Source organism: Winogradskyella jejuensis (assembly GCF_900129745.1).
Lineage (GTDB): Bacteria > Bacteroidota > Bacteroidia > Flavobacteriales > Flavobacteriaceae > Winogradskyella > Winogradskyella jejuensis.
Genome location: NZ_FQWS01000002.1, coordinates 161,220 through 182,712, shown reverse-complemented (window position 1 = coordinate 182,712; position 21,493 = coordinate 161,220). Strand labels below are relative to the sequence as shown.

The 21,493-nt window shown below is 34.6% G+C and carries 18 protein-coding genes; 7 read left to right on the top strand and 11 right to left on the bottom strand.

The features are described from left to right. Window positions 1–78 precede the first annotated feature (78 nt). The 6 genes from BUB95_RS08595 to BUB95_RS08570 form a co-directional block, all read right to left on the bottom strand. Window positions 79–1,122 carry a M57 family metalloprotease gene (locus BUB95_RS08595; protein ID WP_073085529.1) on the bottom strand — a complete coding sequence of 348 codons (1,044 nt, stop codon included), beginning with the start codon at window positions 1,120–1,122 and terminating at the stop codon, window positions 79–81. 247 nt (window positions 1,123–1,369) lie between these two features. Then, window positions 1,370–2,206: a 50S ribosomal protein L11 methyltransferase gene (gene prmA / locus BUB95_RS08590; RefSeq protein ID WP_073085527.1), complete on the bottom strand. Its 837-nt coding sequence runs from the start codon at window positions 2,204–2,206 to the stop codon at window positions 1,370–1,372. A 3-nt stretch (window positions 2,207–2,209) separates the two neighbouring features. Beyond that, entirely contained in the window at window positions 2,210–2,959 is a 750-nt protein-coding gene (gene tpiA / locus BUB95_RS08585) for a triose-phosphate isomerase (protein WP_073085525.1), read from the bottom strand. Window positions 2,960–3,042: 83 nt separating this feature from the next. Further along, window positions 3,043–4,119 carry an ABC transporter permease gene (locus BUB95_RS08580; RefSeq protein WP_073085523.1) on the bottom strand — a complete coding sequence of 359 codons (1,077 nt, stop codon included), beginning with the start codon at window positions 4,117–4,119 and terminating at the stop codon, window positions 3,043–3,045. Window position 4,120: 1 nt separating this feature from the next. Then, window positions 4,121–5,446 carry a BT_3928 family protein gene (locus BUB95_RS08575; protein ID WP_073085521.1) on the bottom strand — a complete coding sequence of 442 codons (1,326 nt, stop codon included), beginning with the start codon at window positions 5,444–5,446 and terminating at the stop codon, window positions 4,121–4,123. Window positions 5,447–5,451: 5 nt separating this feature from the next. Next, window positions 5,452–5,994: a DUF1599 domain-containing protein gene (locus BUB95_RS08570; RefSeq protein WP_073085519.1), complete on the bottom strand. Its 543-nt coding sequence runs from the start codon at window positions 5,992–5,994 to the stop codon at window positions 5,452–5,454. 96 nt (window positions 5,995–6,090) lie between these two features. Between BUB95_RS08570 and folP the strand changes: the two genes are divergently transcribed. From folP to BUB95_RS08545, 5 genes are all read left to right on the top strand, one after another. Further along, a complete protein-coding gene (folP, locus tag BUB95_RS08565) occupies window positions 6,091–6,918 on the top strand; it encodes a dihydropteroate synthase (protein ID WP_073085517.1) in 828 nt (275 codons plus the stop codon). Beyond that, window positions 6,918–7,595: a hypothetical protein gene (locus tag BUB95_RS08560; RefSeq protein WP_073085515.1), complete on the top strand. Its 678-nt coding sequence runs from the start codon at window positions 6,918–6,920 to the stop codon at window positions 7,593–7,595. Before folP ends, BUB95_RS08560 begins: the two co-directional genes overlap by 1 nt. A 35-nt stretch (window positions 7,596–7,630) precedes the next feature. Beyond that, window positions 7,631–8,413 carry a diadenylate cyclase CdaA gene (gene cdaA, locus BUB95_RS08555; RefSeq protein ID WP_073085513.1) on the top strand — a complete coding sequence of 261 codons (783 nt, stop codon included), beginning with the start codon at window positions 7,631–7,633 and terminating at the stop codon, window positions 8,411–8,413. Between the two features lie 89 nt (window positions 8,414–8,502). Then, window positions 8,503–9,207: a DUF3667 domain-containing protein gene (locus tag BUB95_RS08550; RefSeq protein WP_073085511.1), complete on the top strand. Its 705-nt coding sequence runs from the start codon at window positions 8,503–8,505 to the stop codon at window positions 9,205–9,207. Window positions 9,208–9,218: 11 nt separating this feature from the next. Next, the gene (locus tag BUB95_RS08545; protein WP_073085509.1) at window positions 9,219–10,043 is read left to right on the top strand and encodes a DUF3667 domain-containing protein; all 825 of its coding nucleotides are present in this window, start codon (window positions 9,219–9,221) and stop codon (window positions 10,041–10,043) included. Here BUB95_RS08545 and BUB95_RS08540 read toward each other — a convergent pair. Both BUB95_RS08540 and truA read right to left on the bottom strand, forming a co-directional pair. Next, window positions 10,040–11,809 carry an ABC transporter ATP-binding protein gene (locus BUB95_RS08540; RefSeq protein WP_073085507.1) on the bottom strand — a complete coding sequence of 590 codons (1,770 nt, stop codon included), beginning with the start codon at window positions 11,807–11,809 and terminating at the stop codon, window positions 10,040–10,042. The genes BUB95_RS08545 and BUB95_RS08540 overlap by 4 nt on opposite strands. 51 nt (window positions 11,810–11,860) lie before the next feature. Then, window positions 11,861–12,604, bottom strand: coding sequence for a tRNA pseudouridine(38-40) synthase TruA (gene truA, locus BUB95_RS08535; protein ID WP_073085505.1), 744 nt, complete (start codon window positions 12,602–12,604; stop codon window positions 11,861–11,863). 124 nt (window positions 12,605–12,728) lie between these two features. Here truA and BUB95_RS08530 point away from each other — a divergent pair, with 124 nt between their 5' ends. Further along, window positions 12,729–13,220: a metallophosphoesterase family protein gene (locus BUB95_RS08530; RefSeq protein ID WP_073085503.1), complete on the top strand. Its 492-nt coding sequence runs from the start codon at window positions 12,729–12,731 to the stop codon at window positions 13,218–13,220. A 179-nt stretch (window positions 13,221–13,399) separates the two neighbouring features. On the opposite strand, the gene BUB95_RS08525 is transcribed toward BUB95_RS08530, so the two are convergent. After that, the gene (locus BUB95_RS08525; protein WP_073085501.1) at window positions 13,400–13,810 is read right to left on the bottom strand and encodes a DUF4293 domain-containing protein; all 411 of its coding nucleotides are present in this window, start codon (window positions 13,808–13,810) and stop codon (window positions 13,400–13,402) included. Between the two features lie 211 nt (window positions 13,811–14,021). Between BUB95_RS08525 and rho the strand changes: the two genes are divergently transcribed. After that, on the top strand, window positions 14,022–15,659 hold the full coding sequence (rho, locus tag BUB95_RS08520; RefSeq protein ID WP_073085499.1) for a transcription termination factor Rho: 1,638 nt from the start codon (window positions 14,022–14,024) through the stop codon (window positions 15,657–15,659). A gap of 72 nt (window positions 15,660–15,731) precedes the next feature. On the opposite strand, the gene BUB95_RS08515 is transcribed toward rho, so the two are convergent. Together BUB95_RS08515 and BUB95_RS08510 are read right to left on the bottom strand one after the other, a co-directional pair. Then, a complete protein-coding gene (locus tag BUB95_RS08515; RefSeq protein ID WP_083573354.1) occupies window positions 15,732–20,930 on the bottom strand; it encodes a T9SS type B sorting domain-containing protein in 5,199 nt (1,732 codons plus the stop codon). 10 nt (window positions 20,931–20,940) lie between these two features. Further along, window positions 20,941–21,396, bottom strand: coding sequence for a hypothetical protein (locus BUB95_RS08510; protein WP_073085495.1), 456 nt, complete (start codon window positions 21,394–21,396; stop codon window positions 20,941–20,943). Window positions 21,397–21,493: the final 97 nt, after the last annotated feature.

Sequence of the window (21,493 nt, the reverse complement as noted above, 5' to 3'; positions counted from 1 at the left end):
AAAAATTCATTTAAAAAGTAAATGGGTTATTCTCCATTAAGAGAACAACCCATTTATATTGAAAAAAAGTTTTACTTACTAGTTACATGGACCTAGTAGAGTCCAACCACCAGACACACGTTCGTATAAATTACCAAAATAAGTTACTAAAGAACCTATAGGATAATTTACGCCACTTTGCCATTCTGAAACACCATCACATGGACCAGCTGTACTCTCTGGATACATGAATTCTAGAGCAATAATATCATTTCCATTAAACTCTCCATCTTCACTTGTAGAAAAACAGGCTTGCATAACAGATGTTAAATCTCTTCCTGTTGGTGTACCAGGAATATGTACTGCTCCATCAGAACCGCTTCCTTCATTACCTTGAGAAGAAGCTGGACAGCTTAATCTATCAAACCAATCTGAGTGTCTAAACCCTACAGAGTGGCCAATTTCGTGTGTAATAACATGCTCATTTACATTTGTGGAAAACTGCTCAATGTTGTAAATCTGTACAAACTTGTTAGGCTCTCCTGCTGAATTTGGAAAACCAGCCACACCACCTTGAGACTGACTAGCAGGTACATTTATACTATTATCATAGACTACCATATCAGCAGCTTGGAAATTTGTACCAAAAGTCAAATTAAATTGAAGTGTAGTATTCAAATTATTATAGTTATCTACAGCCCATCCTAAAGCTGTTTGAGCTTTTGAGGATAATGCCTGACTGCCGCCAGTATAACCTAAGATATTAATAGTTCGGTTAGCGCCAGTAACTAAGTTAAAAGTGCGATACTGTCTTCCTGTTTCATCAGGATTTAATAAATTATCTAACTCTTCTGGTGTGAATGTAATGTCACTACCAATATAATAGCGTTCTTCGGTCGTACCATCTGGTAAATGAAAATCTCCTACAGAGACTACACCTACATCTATATCTAAAGACTGTATTGAGTTAAGTAGTTCAGCGTCTGTTACAACAGTTCTGTTTTGTAAATCGGTTGTATTGAGAAAAATATCTTCATTTAGGTTTAACAAATCGTCTTCAGCTGTTTTATCTTTCTCACAAGCAGTAAAAACTAAAGCGATTACGGATAATAAAGCTATCCAATTTTTGGCTAAATTTTTCATTTTAAATTTTGGGTTTCGTTAATAAATTGGTTTAAATCGTTTACGTAAAACAAGGCATTGAAATTCTAGAGTGCCAAAATGATTCGGCTCTCAAAAATGTCTATAATCAAATAATATTATTTACTCTAAGTTACGCTGAGAAAACGAAAAAAGTTTACGGAAAAACCACATTTCTTTAACAAAATCTTAACTTTTTAGTTAAAATTTTATGCAGTTCATCGATATGAAACAAAATGATTGAAAAAAGTTAATTATTAAACATCAAAGCAACCCAATTATTCCTCTGAAGTTTGTCTGTAAGCGTTAATGAATGTTGATTACACTCAGCTTCAATTGTAGGTATATCATCTTCATAAAAGCCACTTAAAAATAGTGAACCATTTTTGGTTAAGCATTTGGCATAAGTAGAAATATCTGAGAGTAAAATATTGCGATTAATATTAGCAATGATTATATCGTATGTTTTTCCTTCTAATAGTTTTGCATCACCTTCATAAACTGAAATATGATGACAGTTGTTACGTTCAACATTTTCTAAACTATTGAGATAGCACCAATTATCTATATCTATAGCATCTAGTTTGCTTGCTCCACATTTCTCAGCCAAAATAGCAAGAACTCCTGTACCGCAACCCATATCTAAAACAGACTTACCATTAAAGTCGTTCTTTAGAATATGCTGAATCATCATATGAGTCGTTTCATGATGACCTGTTCCAAAACTCATTTTCGGCTCTATAACTAAATCGTATTTGGTATCTGGAACATCATGAAAAGGCGCACGAACAGTGACCAAATCATCAACAATAATAGGATTGAATTTTTTTTCCCACTCAGCATTCCAGTTGGTTTGTTCTATTTCATTGAATTGGTAGGTGATTTCAAATTCATCGGAGTCTAAAATCTGAATATGCTCAAGAATGTCTTTATGCCATTCTTCTTTTTGTATGTATGCTGTTACGCCAGACTCATTTTCGACAAAACTTTCAAATCCTGCATAGCCTAATTCAGCAATCAAGATTTCTGTTCCTGGCTGAAGCGGTGATACTTTAAAATCGTATCCTATATAGATGATATTAGACATTACTTAAAATGCATTTACAATAGCAAAAAAGTCTTCCGCTTTAAGTGAAGCGCCTCCAATAAGTCCACCATCTACATCTGGCTTCGAGAAAATCTCCTTAGCATTAGCTGGCTTAACACTACCTCCATATAGAATTGAAACTTCATCGGCAACTTCATTACCATATTTTTCGGAAAGTGTTTTACGTATAAAGGCATGCATATCTTGCGCTTGCTCCGGACTTGCAGTTTCCCCAGTGCCAATAGCCCAAACAGGCTCATAAGCTAAAACTATATTTTGAAATGCATCTGCTCCTAAATGAAATAAGGCATTCTTGATTTGGTCACCAACTATATTCTCTTCGTTTCCTGCTTTACGGTCTGCTAATTCTTCACCAAAGCAAAAAATAACTCGCATTCCATTTGATAAAGCTGAATCTACCTTTTTAGCTAAAGACGCATCTGTTTCATTAAAATAAGCACGACGCTCACTATGGCCTAAAATAACGGTTTTAATACCTACACTTTTTAACATCGCTGCACTAACCTCACCTGTATAAGCTCCATTTTCTGCAAAATGCATATTCTGAGCCACAACCTCAATAGTATCTTGCCTTAAAGCCTCAAAAGCATGCCATAAATTTGTAAATGGTGGTGCAATCATAACCTCAGCATTTGAAGTTTGATTCTGCTTTTTTAAATCTGAAATTAGAGCTTGTGTTTGAGACAAGTTGTTATTCATTTTCCAATTGCCTGCAACTATATTTTTTCTCATGATGTGTGATGTATTATTTTCTATTTAGAACTACAAAAATAGGCGTTTAAACGCAAAGTATTAGTGACAAATCTCATAGATTACTAGGATAGCTTTACACGAGGGTCTAGCATAACATAAATAACATCTACAAGGATATTTATTACTATGAAAAGTACAGCTATAACTAAAACAGCTCCCATAATAACTGGCAAATCCAAAGTATTTAAAGCATTTACTATTTCTTTACCCAAACCATTCCAACCAAAAATATATTCTACAAAAACAGCACCTGCTAGCATTGATGCAAACCAACCCGATATAGCCGTAACAACAGGGTTTAAAGCATTTTTTATAGAATGATTTTTTATAATCTGAAATTCGCTCAAGCCTTTGGCTCTTGCAGTACGGATGTAATCTTGACTCATCACTTCTAGTAGAGAATTTCGCATTAGCTGAATAATAACTGCTAATGGACGTATACCTAAAACAATGGCTGGAAGAATCAAATTCTTCCATTTAATATTTACAGTTTCTCCAAAATCATCAAGCTCATAAAGACTGCCCGTCATTTCTAAGTTGGTGTATTTGTGCAATACAAATCCAAACAACCAAGCAAATAAAATAGCGCTAAAAAATGAAGGTATACTCATGCCAAATGTGCTAAACACTTGTATAGCCCTATCTATCCAAGTATCTTTTTTTAGTGCCGAAATGACTCCGAAAATCAACCCTAAAATCATGGCAATTACTATAGCAGAAACTGCTAACACAAATGTATTAGGAAGCGTATCTCCAATGACCTCACTTACTTTTTTACCTTGTTTTGCAAATGAAGCTCTTAAATAAGGTAATTTTATAACCGTGGAAGTATTACCAATAGTGAATAGTTTGGCAGCTGAATATTTATTGGCTTCTAAAAATGTATAATCTTCTGGATTTGTTGAATGAAAAGATAACGGCGATAAATCATTTAAATAATAGAAATACTGTGTACTTAGTGGTTTATCGAAACCATACTTCTTTTTTACGGCTTCAACTTGTTCTGCAGTTTGGTTTTGACCCAACATCATCTTTGCAGGGTCTCCTGGCAAAACTGTAAATAATAAAAATATTACGGTAACCACTCCTATTAAAGTGAGTATGGCATAAAAGACTTTATTTAATAGGTAGTTGAGCAGATTACTGTTTCTTTAATTTCACTTCGATTAAAGAAGTAAAGTTTGTGTTATTTACTTTATTGATAGAATCTAAAACATCACCTTCAAATCTTTCTTTTAAGACTCTAACCTCTTTAATTTTATCTTCATTAAGTGCCTCAACCTCTTCTTTTGTAGAAATTTGATTATCGATTAGATGTAATGTTCCATCATCTTTCTTTTCTTCAATCAGTGGTTCTGATTCTACTTCAACTAACTCTATATCCTCAATATCATTCCAATGTGCTTTATTAAGTACAGTTCCTTTATTTAGGATAATGACTCCTGGATTGGCACGCACAATAGTTTTTACTACTTTTTCGTCACATAAATAGGTCTTAAAATTGAAGTTGTATTTAGTCTTTAGCTGCTGTTTCGCTTCATCTCCAGACGCAGAAAGCCCTATAACTGTGTAGCCTTTCTTAATGGCTTCATCTGTAAAATTTTTCAACTTTAAAAGGCCTTCTTCTTCGGCATTGTAAACATTATACATGGCCACTATGACCAGGTTCTCTTTTTCAAGAAAGTAAGTCGTTAAATCTTCCTCGTTAGACTCTATCGTAAAATCCTGAATAGCTGGAATAAACCCTGGGTCTATTTCTTTAGTTTCAACACCTACGTATTCGCCATTTGGCACATCAGGATAACTTCCGTTGGTCACAAATTCTTTATTCTCTCCATTAACTTTAAATGTCCATGTATATTCGATAATAGGCTTTGGAGCATTTTCTGGTACAGCCATTTCATCAGATAAATTATTTCCAATCTTATACGCTCTAAAATCAATTGCCGGTAAATGCATAAGCACGTGATAGGCAAACCAGAGTGATACAATAAAACTCTGAAGTGCAATAATTGTATTAGGCAACGTTTTAAACAGTGGTTTTATATATTTCTGTCCAAAAAATAAAATGAGTATCAATACCAATAGAACGACATCTTTAGTAAAACTTTCCCAAGGTGTTAGTTTTAGAGCATCCCCAAAGCAACCACAGTCTTTTACCTTATCGAAATAGGCGGAGTAGAATGTTAAAAATGTAAAGAACACTATCATCCCAAGAAGCATCCAAATGGTAAACTTCTTCTTATAGCCAATAAGTAAAAAGACACCCAGCACGACTTCTAAAACCACTACAAACACTGAAATTCCTAGTGAATAGGGCTCTAAAAAAGGAATATTAAGAACATCTGAACTAAAGTATTCTTGTAATTTATATGAAAACCCTAGCGGGTCATTTAGCTTTATAAATCCAGAAATGATGAATAAAACGCCTACACAAATTCTACTTATTTGAACTATATATTTCATAATTATTATTTTCCTTCACCTAAATGAATCATCGCAAATACTGCGTAATTAATCATATCTTGGTAATTGGCATCAATACCTTCACTCACAATAGTTTTACCTGCATTGTCTTCAATTTGCTTAACGCGTAGCAACTTCTGCAAAATTAAATCTGTAAGACTGCTTACGCGCATATCTCTCCAAGCTTCACCATAATCGTGATTCTTATCTAACATTAACTGCTTAGTAATTGCTAAATGCTTATCGTAGAGTTCTGTGGCTTCATCAGTATCCATATCTGGTTGCTCTACAACACCTTTTTCTAGTTGTACCAAAGCCATGATACAATAATTAATAATGCCGATAAACTCACTAACTTCTCCCTCATCAACTTTTCGTACGTCGTTTTGCTGCAAACTTCTAATGCGTTGCGCTTTTATAAAAATTTGGTCGGTTAAAGATGGTAGCCTTAAAATGCGCCATGCACTACCATAATCACTCATTTTGTTGACAAATAAGCTGCGACATTTGGCAACTACAGCGTCATATTGTTTAGAAGTATCTTGCATTAAATTGAATAAAAATTATGCGTAAATTTCGCATAAATAAATCAGAAGTTCAAAGTTTTTGGGATTTGGTTTTTATTAATTGATATTTAGTTAGTTATGACTATAAACTGTAAAGGACAACTCATAGATTTATCGCAACCCAAAGTTATGGGTGTTTTAAATGTAACTCCAGACTCTTTTTACGACGGCGGAAGTTATAAAGATAAAACCCAAATTTTGAATCAGGTTGAAACGATGCTGAGTAACGGTGCTACTTTTATTGATATTGGTGGTTATAGCTCTCGTCCGGGAGCCGATTTTGTAAGTGAAACTGAAGAAATAAATCGTGTTGTACCTGTTGTAGAATTAATACTGAAAGAATTTCCCGAAACCTTAATATCCATTGATACCTTTAGAAGTGAAGTAGCACGACAAACTATTGAAGCAGGTGCTGCCCTGATTAACGACATATCTGCTGGGAAATTAGATGACGACATGATTGAAACTGTTGGCAAACTTCGCGTCCCCTACATTATGATGCACATGCGTGGTAATCCAAAAACCATGCAGCAACAAACAGATTATGAGGATTTGCTAAAAAAGATGATTAGTTATTTTGGAGAGCAAATTGCTTTGGCGCATAAAGCTAAAATAAATGATATTATTATAGACCCAGGTTTTGGTTTTGCAAAAACATTAGAGCAGAATTACCAACTTTTGAATCATTTAAAACTCCTAAAAATTATCGACAAACCTATATTGGCAGGACTTTCTCGTAAATCGATGATTTACAAAACACTAAATACATCTGCAAAAGAAGCACTTAATGGCACTACAGCACTCAACATGATAGCTTTGGAGAATGGTGCTTCACTATTACGTGTTCATGATGTAAAGGAAGCTATGGAATGCGTAACCCTTTTTAATCAGCTAAAATCTAACTAATGCGTTATATTCTCTTACTCCTGTGTCTGTTTTCTTTGAGTTGTTCTAATGAAAAAGTATTACAACTTCCAGAAATTCAGAATGCTAAAATTACCGAAGTCCTAGATGTCTCTCCTGCTTATATATTTTATGACGAAACTCAACCAGACTCTACTGAGTTTAATAGAAAAAACTTGATTAGCACTACAAATTGGTTGGTTAACGTTGATAAGCGTTTAACGCTAAAGCAAGTACTTCCGCATCTCCAATACTTGCAAAACAAACGCCGTAAAGCATCTATGCATAAAAATGAAAATGCCAAAAATTACTTCACTTGTAATGATACCAGCATTAAAAACTTAGGGTTTTTGGAGTTTACGGATGTTGATTATAAGCTAAAAGATGTAGATTTTGATTTATACATTTCAACCAAAAAAGATTCTATTCACTATCAAATAAATGTTGTTTCTAAATCCGAAATAGTTTTGAAGTTAATAAGCACAGAAGTATTAACAATAGTGACAACAATTGAATCCTTTGAAGAAAAACTTAAAAGTGAACTGAAAAAATATCCAATATCTACTAATGCTATCTTTTCAAAAAATCTAACTTTTCAAGATTACATAACTCTTAAATCTAAACTGGCAAAACTAAAATCACTAAGCTTAACAATTGACGATAACGAATTCTTTTATTAAAGTGAATTTGTTAAATTAGCCAAAAACCTACCAATTTGAGCGATATACAACTTTGGGATTTTAGATTTATCGATTTTGTCGATGTTTTCCTAGTTGCTATTCTACTATTTTACATCTACAAACTCGTAAAAGGTACTGTTGCCATCAATATCTTTATTGGTATACTTATTATTTATTTGGTTTGGGTGGTTACAGATTACCTTAACATGCATCTTCTCTATCAAATTGTAGATGGCTTTATGAAGGTTGGTATTATTGCGCTCATTGTAGTCTTTCAACCCGAAATACGCAAGTTTCTACTTATGGTTGGTTCTACTAATCTATCAGGAAAGCGACGCATTTTCAAAAATTTTAAGTTTTTAAATAGCGACACCGAAACCACTAATGATGTTGAGGCCATTGTCAATGCTTGTGTAAAAATGGGCACTACAAATACCGGTGCTTTAATTGTTATAGAGCGAAATAATAATCTCGATTTCTTGACTAACACAGGAGATGAAATGAATATTACGGTATCGCAACCAATTATAGAAAGCATATTTTTCAAAAATAGTCCACTCCATGATGGCGCTATTATTATTGATAACAATGTCGTAAAAGCTACACGTGTTATTTTGCCTGTAAATAATGAAGTTACGATACCAAAACGTTTTGGTTTACGGCACCGTGCTGCACTTGGAATTACCGAAAAAACAGATGCATTGGCACTTGTTGTAAGTGAAGAAACCGGAACAGTATCTTATGTAAAAAATGCTGAATTTGTTATGTACAAAACCAAAGAAGAATTGGTAGACAAAATAAAGAAAGACTTGATTTAATGGAGTGTAAAAATTGCGAAATACCCTTATCTAAAAATCAACGTTACTGTTTTGAATGTGGCGCTAGAGTTATAAAAAACAGACTGACCATGAAAGTCCTTTTTCAGCAGATTAATGCTGAATTTATGTCTGTTGACAACAAACTGCTTAAAACCTTCATTCATTTATTTACCAAGCCAGAAGTAGTCATTAATGGCTATATAGATGGAACACGAAAGAAATACATTAACGTTATTCAGTATTTTGCTATAGCATTAACACTCCTAGGTATTCAGGTGTTTTTTATGAATAACGTTTTTAACGACCCGGAACTTTACACATCAAGTTTCATGGAGTCTTTTTCTAAAATGCCTGGACAAGAAAACAACCCAATGCTAAATATGAAGTCTGATGAGTTTAACAGCTATCAAAGTTTATTTTACACTATTAGTATTCCGTTTTCTGCGTTGGCTACATGGCTTACTTATTGGGTTGTAGGACTAAGACGTTTTAACTTTACTGAACATGTTGTTTTAAATCTATACTATGGTGCACAAGTTGTAATCATATCGGCATTTTTTTATGTAATTCTTTTAGCCTTTGGGATTAATTTTTTCACCTTATCAATATCAATAACGCTTCTAACATTTATTTATCTATTCTATGTTTTAAAACGAGTATTTAATACTTCGTTTTGGAATACTCTAGGGTATTTTGTTTTGATGTTTTTAATGTTTTTTTTGATATTTATTGCATTGATGATGATTATTGGATTAGTTGTCGCAATTATAGTTCTCATCAAAAAAATTAGCTAATACCAATAAGAATGAATTGTAAAAACTGTAAAATAGAATTGATTCCAGACAGTGATTACTGTAATAAATGTGGTGCCCGCGTTATAAGAAATAGATTAACCTTTGGGAATTTGTTTTCTCATTTTTCTGAAGAATTTCTGAATTATGACAATAAGCTTTTACAAACATTCATTTCTTTATTAACTAAGCCTGAAGCTGTAATTAGGTCTTATATTTCTGGTACAAGAAAGAAATATGTCAATGTTATAAGCTATTATGCATTAGCCATAACAATTGCAGGGTTACAATTTTATATTCTTCAAAAATTTTTCCCTGATGCTTTGAATATGGAAGCAATTTCTACAGAGGCAACAGCAGCATCAAATACTGAAGTTCTGAATTTTGTAACTGAATACCAATCCATAGCAATGATTCTCAATGTACCTATATATGCATTGATGTCAATTATCGTTTTTATTGGAGAAAAGAAGTTTAGATACAACTACACAGAACATCTAGTTATATATATGTATTTGTTAGCCCAATTAAGCATTATAGGCTTTTTTATAGTAATCATTAGTGCTATGTGTGGTCTCTCTTTTGGGCAAGTATCATTTATTTCTGGACCGCTGCTATTAATCTATATAGGCTATTCTTTAAAACGAATTTTTAACCTCGATTGGTTAAATTTTATAATGCGTACTTTAATTTTTATCTGTGTTCTTATTGTATTTGGTATCATTGCATCAATAATAATGTTTGGTGTAATGTACTTCAATGGAGACTTCGAGAAAATGGTTGAAGCACAAAGAAAAGCTATTGAAGCTCAAAAAGTTCTAAAAGACACTATTAACTAAACCGCTTCGGCATTCAAAAACTGAACTTCGTAAAGGTTGCGGTAATATCCATCTTCTTTTTGCAATAAAGTTTGATGTGTACCAATTTCTACAACTTGTCCTGCATCCATAACAATAATCTTATCAGCCTGCTGTATTGTAGCTAAGCGATGCGCAATAATTATAGATGTTCTGCCTTCTGTAATTTTGTCCGTAGCATCTTGCATAAGTTGCTCTGAATACGAATCTACTGAAGAGGTGGCTTCATCTAAAATTAATATACTTGGATTAGTCATGTAAGCTCGTAAGAAAGAAATCAGTTGACGCTGACCAGAAGACAGCATAACACCACGCTCCTTTACGTTATAATGATAACCATTAGGTAAACTCGAAATAAAATCATGTATACCTATAGCTTTAGCTGCTTTTACAACATCTTCTTCAGATATATCTGGATTATTAAGCGTAATATTATTAAGAATCGTATCTGCAAATAAAAACACATCTTGTAATACAACAGCTATCTGCTCACGCAAGGAATTCAAAGAAAATTTCTGAATATTTGTGCCATCTATTTCTATGCTTCCAGATTTAATATCGTAAAACCGATTAAGAAGATTTATGATGGTTGATTTTCCTGCTCCTGTTGCTCCAACAATAGCTATGGTTTCACCTGCTTTAATATCTAGAGATACGCCTTTAAGTACTTCTTCACCTTCTACATAAGAAAAACGTACATCATTAAACTTAATATGTCCATTTAAGTGGCCAGCTTCAAGCTCACCTCTGTCATCTATCTGAGATTCTGTATCTAAAACTTTAAACACACGGTCTGCAGCAACCATACCCATTTGCAAGGTATTGAATTTGTTTGCTATTTGATTCAGTGGTCTAAAAAGCATTGGAATGAACATGGTAAATGACACCAAATCCCCAACAGTTGTATCTGGTACCTGGCTCACAATATCATAACCACCCACTAAAATAACCATAGCCATAGTAAGAGAAGATAAAAATTCTGCTATTGGAAAGAATATAGAATTATACCAAACCGTTTTTAACCAGCCTTTTTTATGACGCTCGTTTATTTTGGTGAAGTTCTTATACTCTGTTTTTTCACGTGTAAACAGTTGTAAAATCTTCATTCCCGTGACACGCTCTTGCACAAAAGAATTTAAATTAGATACTTCGGTACGTACATCCTCAAAAGCACGTTTCATGTACTTCTGAAAAATCTTGGTTGCAAAAACAATAAGCGGGAGCGTCACAAAGACAATTAAACTAATCTTCACATTAATATACAGCATCACACCAGCTACAACAGCCATTTTAAGAATATCACTAAAAATCATAAATAAGCCTTGACCAAATATGTCTGCAATGCGCTCCATATCTGTCACTGCTCGCGTAATTAAAACACCTACAGAAGACTTATCATAATAGGTCATTTTAAATTTAAGCATGTGCTTAAACAACTTAACTCTAATGTCTTTTACAACCGACTGCCCTAACCAGCTTGCATAATAAATGAAGAGTAACTGACAAATCACTTCTAAAATCAGAAGCCCAATCATAGCAACGATAAAAGGCATAAATCCTTCAAAAAGTCTAGGCTTAATGTTAGAGTCTATGGCCATTTTAAGTACATAAGGTCTAGCCGCGCTAAAAACAGCTAAACCAATAACGCACATTAAGGATACTATAAAAATAAGTCGATAAGGCCTTATATAATTTAGCAATCGCTTAAATAAGCTAACATCAAATATTTTTTTTTGCTTTTCTGCCATGCTTGTACCGAACTTATTTCGGTATCTTTTTAAATCTATTTCTATTTTTAATTATTCAAATATCTCATCAGGATAAAGAACCTGTGTCAAATATAAACCTTTTGCCGGGACAGAAAATCCTGCTTCTCCCCTATCTTTTGAAGCTATGATACTATGCATATCCTCAACTTCTAACTTATCCAATCCAATATTCACTAAAGTTCCCACAATGGCGCGTACCATATTACGTAAAAAACGGTCGGCACTAATTGTAAAAACAAGCATATCATAATCTTTGTTCCATCGTGCATATTCAATTTTACAATTGTAGGTTTTTACATCCGTATTACTTTTTGAAAAACACTGAAAATCTTCATATTGTAATAAAATTTCTGAAGCAGCATTCATTTTATCTACATCTAGTTTTTGATGCATGTAGTATGCATAGTCATACTGAAAAACATCTTTTTTCAAGGTAATTTTATAATCATAACTTCTTCTAATGGCATGAAAACGCGCATGCGCATCATCGGCTACTTGAAATATAGATTGAATAGCTATATCCTTTGGTAAAAACGAGTTGAGTTTATAAACTAAATTATCAGTGTCTATAATTTCATCGAAATCAAAATGAGCATACATCTGAGAGGCGTGAACGCCAGTATCCGTGCGTCCAGCGCCAGTAATACTCAGTGTTGTATTCAAAAGTTTTGAAAGTGCATCTTGAATGGTTTCTTGTACCGTTACAGCATTTGGCTGAATCTGCCAACCATGGTAAGCGGCGCCATTATATGACAACTGAATAAAATACCTCAAAAACCTTTACTTTTGCTATTAAAAGCCACAAAGATAGTGGTTTTTAATCCTAAAGAAATCTTAAATAAACTGTAAATAGATTTCCGCTTTCATGCAAATAGATACTGAAATAAATCCAGCATAAATGAAAAAAATCCTACTACTCTCCGATACGCATAGCTATATTGACGACACCATATTAAAGCATGTTAAGCAAGCGGATGAAGTTTGGCATGCTGGAGACATAGGAGATTTAGACGTTACAGATGCTATAAAAAAACTAAAACCGCTTAGAGCTGTTTTTGGCAATATAGATAATGCTGAAGCTAGAGCTGAATTCCCAGAACATAACCGTTTTATATGCGAGAGCGTAGATGTTTGGATAACGCATATTGGAGGCTATCCTCCTAATTACAATAACAGAGTACGAGAAGAAATAAGGTTGAATCCGCCTCGTTTATTTATATGCGGGCACTCACATATTCTAAAAGTAATGCCCGATAAAAAACTGAATGTACTACATATGAATCCTGGTGCTGTAGGCAAACATGGATTTCATAAAGTACGCACCATGCTTCGTTTTACTATTGATGGACGAAAAATTGATAATCTTGAAGTCATTGAGTTTCCGAGATAAGAGCCCATCCTAAATCCTTCTCAAAGGGTAGGGCTTTCACTGTTGTCTATAAATAAAAGGTTAAAACTTTGCGCCCGAGTAAGAGTTCCTTTCCTTGAAAAGGCTAGGGTAGGCAAATAAAAAACCCGAAGCTTTCACTTCGGGTCTTTTCGCACTAATACTACTAAGATTTTAGGTGTTTATCGTAATCTATCCACAGATTTTACAAGATCTTCATCCTTTTTAATTGCCTTATTTGCTAAGACTAAAAACACGATAGAAAAAATAGGAAGAATCATCCCAATACCTTTCTCAGAAACCGTAGCTTCTCCAGATAAATTTAGAGATTGATACACGAACACTCCTAGTAAAATAAAGTTTAATATTATATTAAGTCGTCCCAATACAAACTGAGACTTTCTATTTTTATAACTAAATATTGAAATCAAAGATAATAAAGCAGAACCTAAAAACAAGCCTAAATACAAGTAGTTATCTTTCGCAAACACAAGCGTCTGATTCTTATCTGTATACAAATCGAAAACAAATATTAATCCCGCAGAGATTGCAATGGCAACAAGTAAATAAAGGGTTTGTATGCGCTGAATCATAATATTAATTAAAATGAAAGCACAAAATTAGCAGTTTATTTTAAATGATATATTAAATTTTAAATAAAAATTGTATTATTGCAATAGAGATGTAGCAATCAAACCGTTGCATTTCTTTCTTCCGATTAAATTTCTCATTTTCTTTTATTGAATTTCATTAGAAAATTTTAATTAATCAAACCTTATACTATAATACTTTACACACATACTAATGTTCGAAATTTCACAGTTAAAAGCAAAAAAACTGCCTGAATTACAGGAAATTGCTAAACAACTAAAAGTTCCAAAGTACCGTTCTCTAAAAAAATTAGATTTAGTTTATCAAATCTTAGATTATCAGGCTGCAAATCCTAGTGCAGTAAAGGCAGTCGCTAAAGAAGATAATTCTTCATCAAAAGACAACACGCAAAATCAGGGACAACAACGCCAAAAAAGAGAGCGCGTGCAAAAACCTCAGCAAAACAAAGAAGAACAAAAAACTATTGACTTTGCTGAAGACAAAGAAAAAAAGGAAGCGCCTCAAAAACAGCAGCATTCTAAAGATTCTAGAAATGACCAAAAGCATTCTCAAAATAAGGATGATAATCGTCGTAACCAGAATCAAAAAAACGATAATAAGCGTGGTAAAGACAATAGCCACAATAAGGGAAGTCATAACAAAAATCAAAACCAGAATCAGAAAAACAACGGTAATAAGGATAACAGAAACCGTTACCGTGAGCCAGATTTTGAGTTTGATGCAATTATAGAAAGTGAAGGTGTCTTAGACATTATGCAAGACGGCTATGGTTTTTTAAGATCTTCGGATTATAATTATTTAACCTCACCTGATGATATCTATGTATCTCAGTCTCAAATTCGTTTATTTGGGTTAAAAACTGGTGATACCGTTTTAGGACATGTTCGCCCTCCAAAAGAAGGCGAAAAATATTTCCCTTTAATTAAAGTCAGTAAGATTAATGGTCAAAGTCCACAGGTTGTAAGAGACCGCGTTGCTTTTGAGCACTTAACACCACTTTTCCCAAAAGAAAAATTTAATATTGCCGAAAAGCAAAGCACCATTTCTACGCGTATTATGGACTTGTTCTCACCAATTGGTAAAGGACAACGTGGTATGATTGTATCGCAACCTAAAACGGGTAAAACCATGTTATTGAAGGATGTTGCCAACGCTATTGCTGCAAACCATCCAGAAGTTTATCAAATGATTTTATTAATTGATGAACGTCCTGAAGAAGTTACAGATATGCAACGTAATGTTCGTGGTGAAGTTATTGCTTCAACATTCGATAAAGAAGCGCATGAGCATGTAAAAATTGCAAATATTGTTTTAGAAAAAGCAAAACGTCTGGTAGAATGTGGACATGATGTGGTTATCTTACTTGACTCAATAACACGTCTAGCGAGAGCATACAATACGGTACAACCAGCTTCTGGTAAAATTTTATCTGGTGGTGTAGATGCCAATGCTCTTCATAAACCAAAGCGTTTCTTTGGTGCTGCGCGTAATATTGAAAATGGTGGTTCTTTGACTATCATTGCTACAGCATTAACAGAAACAGGATCAAAAATGGATGAAGTTATTTTTGAAGAATTCAAAGGTACTGGTAATATGGAGCTTCAGTTAGATCGTAAGATTGCTAACCGTCGTATTTTCCCAGCAATTGATTTAACGTCGTCTAGTACACGTCGTGATGATTTATTATTAGATGAAACAACGATTCAACGTATGTGGGTGATGCGCAAGTATCTTGCAGATATGAACCCTGTTGAAGCTATGGAGTTTATCAATGATAGATTTAAACAAACACGTAATAATGAAGAGTTTTTAATCTCAATGAATGGTTAAAAACTTCATTTAACAAAATAAAAAAAGGCTTAGAGTAGAAATTCTAAGCCTTTTTTAGTTATTAATTATAACTTATCGTTTTAAAGCAAAATGCGCACTGAATGATTTCATTTCTCCAGTTGTGGGCTCGCTATACTGTAGAGTAAACCAATAATCGCTACTCGGCATTAGATTACCATTATATGTTCCATCCCAACCTGGACTTGTAGGACTTAATTGTTTTAGCAACTTGCCATAACGGTCGTGAATATAAATTACAGCAGTAGGCTGTGTATCAATGCCTTTTACGGTCCAAGTATCATTATTTCCATCTCCATTTGGCGTAAAGAATTTTGGATAATCTATAACTGTGATATCTCTCGATAAAATACCACAACCGTTGACGTCTCTAACATAAACGGTATGCTCTCCACCAGTAACATTCTCAAATTCACCAACCAATTCCCATGGACCATTGTCTAGACTAAATTCATACGTGCTATTACCTGTTGCTGTAGCAATAATCATATTATTACTTGTAAAAGCTAGTGAAGTAACATTAACATCAAATCCATCTGGTATTCCACTTTCAATAACTTCTGCAGAATCAAAATTTTGGCACATCGTAACTGAAGATGTACTTATATCAGTCACCACGACATCATAAGTTCCTCCTTGTGTTGGTGTTAAACTAGAACCTGTTTCTGTTGGTAATACTGTTCCGTTTAGACTCCACTCAAACGTATAATCTGCATCTGATAATCCAGTATCTAAAACAGGTGGAATAGGCACTACAGCCTCATTATTACTCGTTAGACATAATATATACTCATCATCTAAATCGAATATTGGTAATAAGTTAGTTTGAAGGGTTAATTCAGCAACTACAAAACACTCATCAGGTCTAATATTACTACTTACACGTGCATAAATAGTTTGCGGATTTGTTAAGTTCTCGTATAAGAGAGGTAATGGGTCTTCATTATCAAAAGCATCATTAAAACTAAAATGATAACTTATACTAAACTCCGTTGGGTCTTGACCATTTAAAATTATGGGCGACCTTGATGCTAAGTCAAATTGGGTAGAACCATCATTATCTCCTACAACATCACACTCTTCATAAAAATCATCTACTGGATTTGCTCCTTCTTGAACCTCGATATTAAAGCTAATTGTACTCACTGAACAACCTGTAGCATTATTTGTGATAGCTACATAAATAGTCTGAGGATTCATCATATTTTCATAAAGACCAGTAATAGGATTTGCCAAATTATCTGCATCTAACTGATTTTCATGATAAGTAACCGTAAAATCCATTGGGTTTTGCCCATTAAGGATTTCGTCAGTTTTGGATTCTAAATCAAAATCAAAAAGAAAATCAGTGTTATTCTCACATTCAAAGAAATCTGTAACTACTGCACTATCGTCTGGTAATGGATTAGCCGTAAATGTTACTACACTACTATTAGGACAAATATCCGAAACTGAGTATTCTATAGCATAAGTTTCGCCTGGTGTACCGTTTGTAACCTCGCCAGTACTTGTATCAATAATTGCCCCATCAGTCGGTGGAACATTGAAAGTAAATATCCCGCCTGCTAATCCCGTAATGGTAACGACACCACCGTCACAAGTTGGACTCACTGTAAAGCTTGCGTCATCTGCCGTAATCACAGTGAGATTTTGAGTCGAAGCTTGAAAGCAAGTTCCTGCTGTAGTATATTCTATAGTATAAGTTGTCGCTGAAGTAGCATTAGTAACTTCACCGGTTGCAGCATCTATTACAGCACCATCTGTAGGTAGTGGATTAAAAGCAAAAGTTCCTCCTGTATCACCAGTAATAGTTGCCGTACCACCATCACAAGTCGGTGTTACTGTAAAGGTTGGGTCGTCAGCTGTTAGAACTGTTATATCTTGTGTTGATGTATCAGGACATGCACCTGCAGTTGTATACTCTATAGTATACGTTGTAGCTGAAGTACCATTGGTGACTTCTCCTGTTGTGGAATTAATTACTGCACCATCTGTTGGTAGCGGATTAAAAGCAAATGTTCCTCCGGTATCACCAGTAATAGTTACTACACCACCATCACAAGTTGCGGCAACCGTAAAACTTGCATCATCTTGAGTTAAAACAGTCAAATTTTGTGTGGTCATCGTAGGACAAGTACCAGCCGTTAGATATTGCACTGTATAAGTAGTACCAAACGTACCACCTGTCACGTCTCCTGTAACTGCATCAATGACTGCGCCATCTGTTGGGACAGGATTTAAAGAGAAAGTTCCACCAGCAGCTCCCGTAATAGTTGCTACTCCTCCATCACAAGTTGGCGTCATTGTAAAGCTAGAATCATCAGCAGTAATTACTGTAAGATTTTGAGCTTGCGTTTGCGGACAAGTACCCACAGTTGTATATTCTATAGTGTATGTTGTTGCTGAGACACCATTAGTAACTTCACCAGTAGCTGAATCTATAACTGCGCCATCAGTTGGCACAGGATTAAAAGCAAATATTCCGCCAATATCTCCTGTTATTGTTGCGGTACCGCCATCACAGGTTGGTGTCACCGTAAAACTTGGGTCGTCAGCCGTAAGTACAGTAACATCTTGTGTTGAAGATTGAAGGCAAGTTCCTGCAGTTGTATATTCTATTGTATAAGTTGTCGCTGATGTACCGTTAGTCACTTCACCTGTAACTGTATCTATTAATGCTCCATCAGTAGGTACTGGATTAAAAGCAAATGTTCCTCCTGCATCACCAGTAATAGATGCAGTACCACCATCGCAAGTGGCCGTTATAGTAAAACTCGGATTATCTGCTGTAAGAACCGTCACATCTTGTGTAGATGTATCTGGACAAGTTCCTGAAGTCGTATATTCTATTGTGTATGTTGTAGCTGATGTGCCGTTAGTGACTTCCCCTGAGGATGCATCAATTACTGCACCGTCAGTAGGTATAGGATTAAAAGAAAATGTTCCTCCTGCATCGCCTGTAATTGTTGCAGTACCACCATCACAAGTCGGCGTCATTGTAAAACTTGCATCATCTTGTATCGCCACCGTTAAATTCTCTGTACCTACGGTTGGACAAGTACCTGAAGTTGTGTATTCAATCGTATATGTGGAACCTGACAAACCATTAGTAACTTCACCTGTGACTGTATCAATTACCGCACCATCTGTTGGCATAGGGTTAAAAGCAAAGGTTCCTCCTGTAGCACCAGTAATTGTTGCTGTACCTCCATCACAAGTTGGTGTTACTGTAAAACTTGAATCGTCAGCTATAATTACAGTAACATCCTGAGTTGAACTTAATATACATGTTCCAGAAGTTGTATACTCTACAGTATAAGTAGTCCCAGAAATTCCATTAGTTACTTCTCCAGTAGCAGCATCAATTGTAGCGCCATCTGTTGGTACTGGATTAAAAGTAAAAACACCACCTGTATCTCCTGTTATAGTTACTGTTCCACCATCACATGTTGGTGCTATTGTAAAACTTGGGTCTACATCGGACACAAGAGTTGTTAAATTTTGTGTACTTGTTTGTGGACAAATTCCTGCTGTGGTATACTCCACAGTATAGGTAACGGCAGATCCTCCACCAGTAACCTCTCCAGTTGTAGGATTAATTACAGCACCATCAGTTGGTACTGGATTTAAAGCAAAAGTTCCTCCTGGGTCACCAGTTATACTTGCAGTACCTCCACCACAAGCAGGAGTTACCGTAAAGCTAGGATTATCTAAATCAACTACATCTATACAAACCTCTTCAGTATACTCACAACCAAAATCATTAACTGCTCTGTAGGTATAACAATGCTGCCCTAAAGTAGCAGGCTCAACTGTTATAGTATTACCAGTTGTATTTGTAATAGATGGGTCTGTATCCCAAGACTCTGAGACAATTACTGGTGTAAATGATAGCTCAGGCGGAACAATACTTGGATCAAACTCAATATCCCAAGAAAAAATTGTACCATCATCTTGAGAAAAATTATCAGTTACCCTAATTATCCATGTACCATTTAATGGGCTTCCTACTAAATTAGCAAAACTCTCTACAGGCAAATAAGTTCCTGGTTGAAATGTATTTACAGGTGGACTCCCAGCAGTTATTATAGGTGCGGCAGTAAGAGGAACAGCCGCCCCCATAGAAAAACAGTAGTCACTACCGACCCCTGGAACACCATCATCAGCTCCATTTGACTCTCCAACTGACTCTCCAAATGCAAGACTGCTTTGAAATAAATCTGCTTCCTGGCCATTTGGAGAAACTATAGTTATATCTAAATCACCAACATATGAATGCTCCATATTAATACAAATGTTTAAAATCTCTGAAGCATCAGTAAGAACAGCAGAAGAATCAAAACAATCAACTATAGTTTCGGTCTGATATACATCACCACTCCCATCTGGTAAATCGACATTATTATCAAATGGTGGTGTACAGCTGTCTGGTTGCAAAACACCCACTACTTGTCCAGTTATTGTTGTAGACTCACCTATACATATTTGAGTTTGTGCAGCTTCAGTACCTGTAAAATCTGGTTCATTACTAACCTGTATAACTTGGTTGATAAGATTATTGTTTTGACAACCCAAAGGATCTATATCTGTATTTGCATCTCTTACGTTGAGATTAACGATATAAACGCCTGGGTCTGGGTAAGAAAAAGTCGCTGTGGTACCATCTATGGTATTGCCATCTCCCAAATCCCATTGATATGTTGCTCCAGTCCCGTCATCTGAAAACGTAGCACTACCTGTTAATGTAATCTCTTCGTTTGGACAAACTCTTATATAACCGTCTCCATTAGGAGAAGGAGAAGCAGTGTCAATTTGCGAGTTTATTATTTGACAATTAGTAATACACGATATATCAGCAGCCCAACCCGTTGTATTTCCAAATCCATTAGAAACAAATTGAACAGTTATACAACCCGTTGTATTGTCTTGAGTAGCTTGAACAGTATTTGGGCTTGTAGTACCAGTAAAATCCCCAAATGGAGGGGCTGTTTCATCATCACCATTAAAAATAGTCATGATGTCCACACCATCTTCAGTATTAAAAGCTGTAAAGTTCAACCTTACCAAATCTCCTGGTGTGTCAGGACAAATTGTTATAATAATATCTTCATTACTCGAGTAATTTCCTGTACCGCCACCACTATCAAAGAATGTTCCTGTACATTGATTAAATGTACCAGGTTGCATAATTAAATCTTGACTGAATATTATAAATGAATTAAATACAAAAAAGAGGGTAATTATATTCTTCATACTATTGAATTTATAGGTACTGAGACTTTATTACGATATAATAGTTTGTATCATCAACATGATAAATTACACTATTGGTACCGTAAAATTCAAAGTTGAATTTTAATGGATTGAAAGTTTTAGGATTAAAAACTTTATCTCTTTTTAGATTAGAGACAAAACCTGTTTGTAATGGAACATTTGATAATTCAGTATACTCTTTCTCTATCTTAGATGAACTTACATTTTCAATTACCACTCTATTTCTGAGAATATGTTTAATTGCTTTGAGTCTATGAGCATTTTCATAAACAAATTTATTAGCATACTCTCCATAAACCTCATCAATAAAGGAACGTTCTTTGGCAGTTAAAGGGTGACTTAAATTATCTCCATATTTAGCTAAAGGCAAAATCTGCTTTTGAGATTGTCCGTAAATGCTGAGTCCTATACAAACAAAAAGCAGCAGTAAAATTCTCTTAATCATAGCGAGTTCTTAAATAATCTTGGAATTTAATAAAATTTTAACAAACATATAGCCAAATCCACATGCTTATCGATATAATGATATATTTAAGTATATA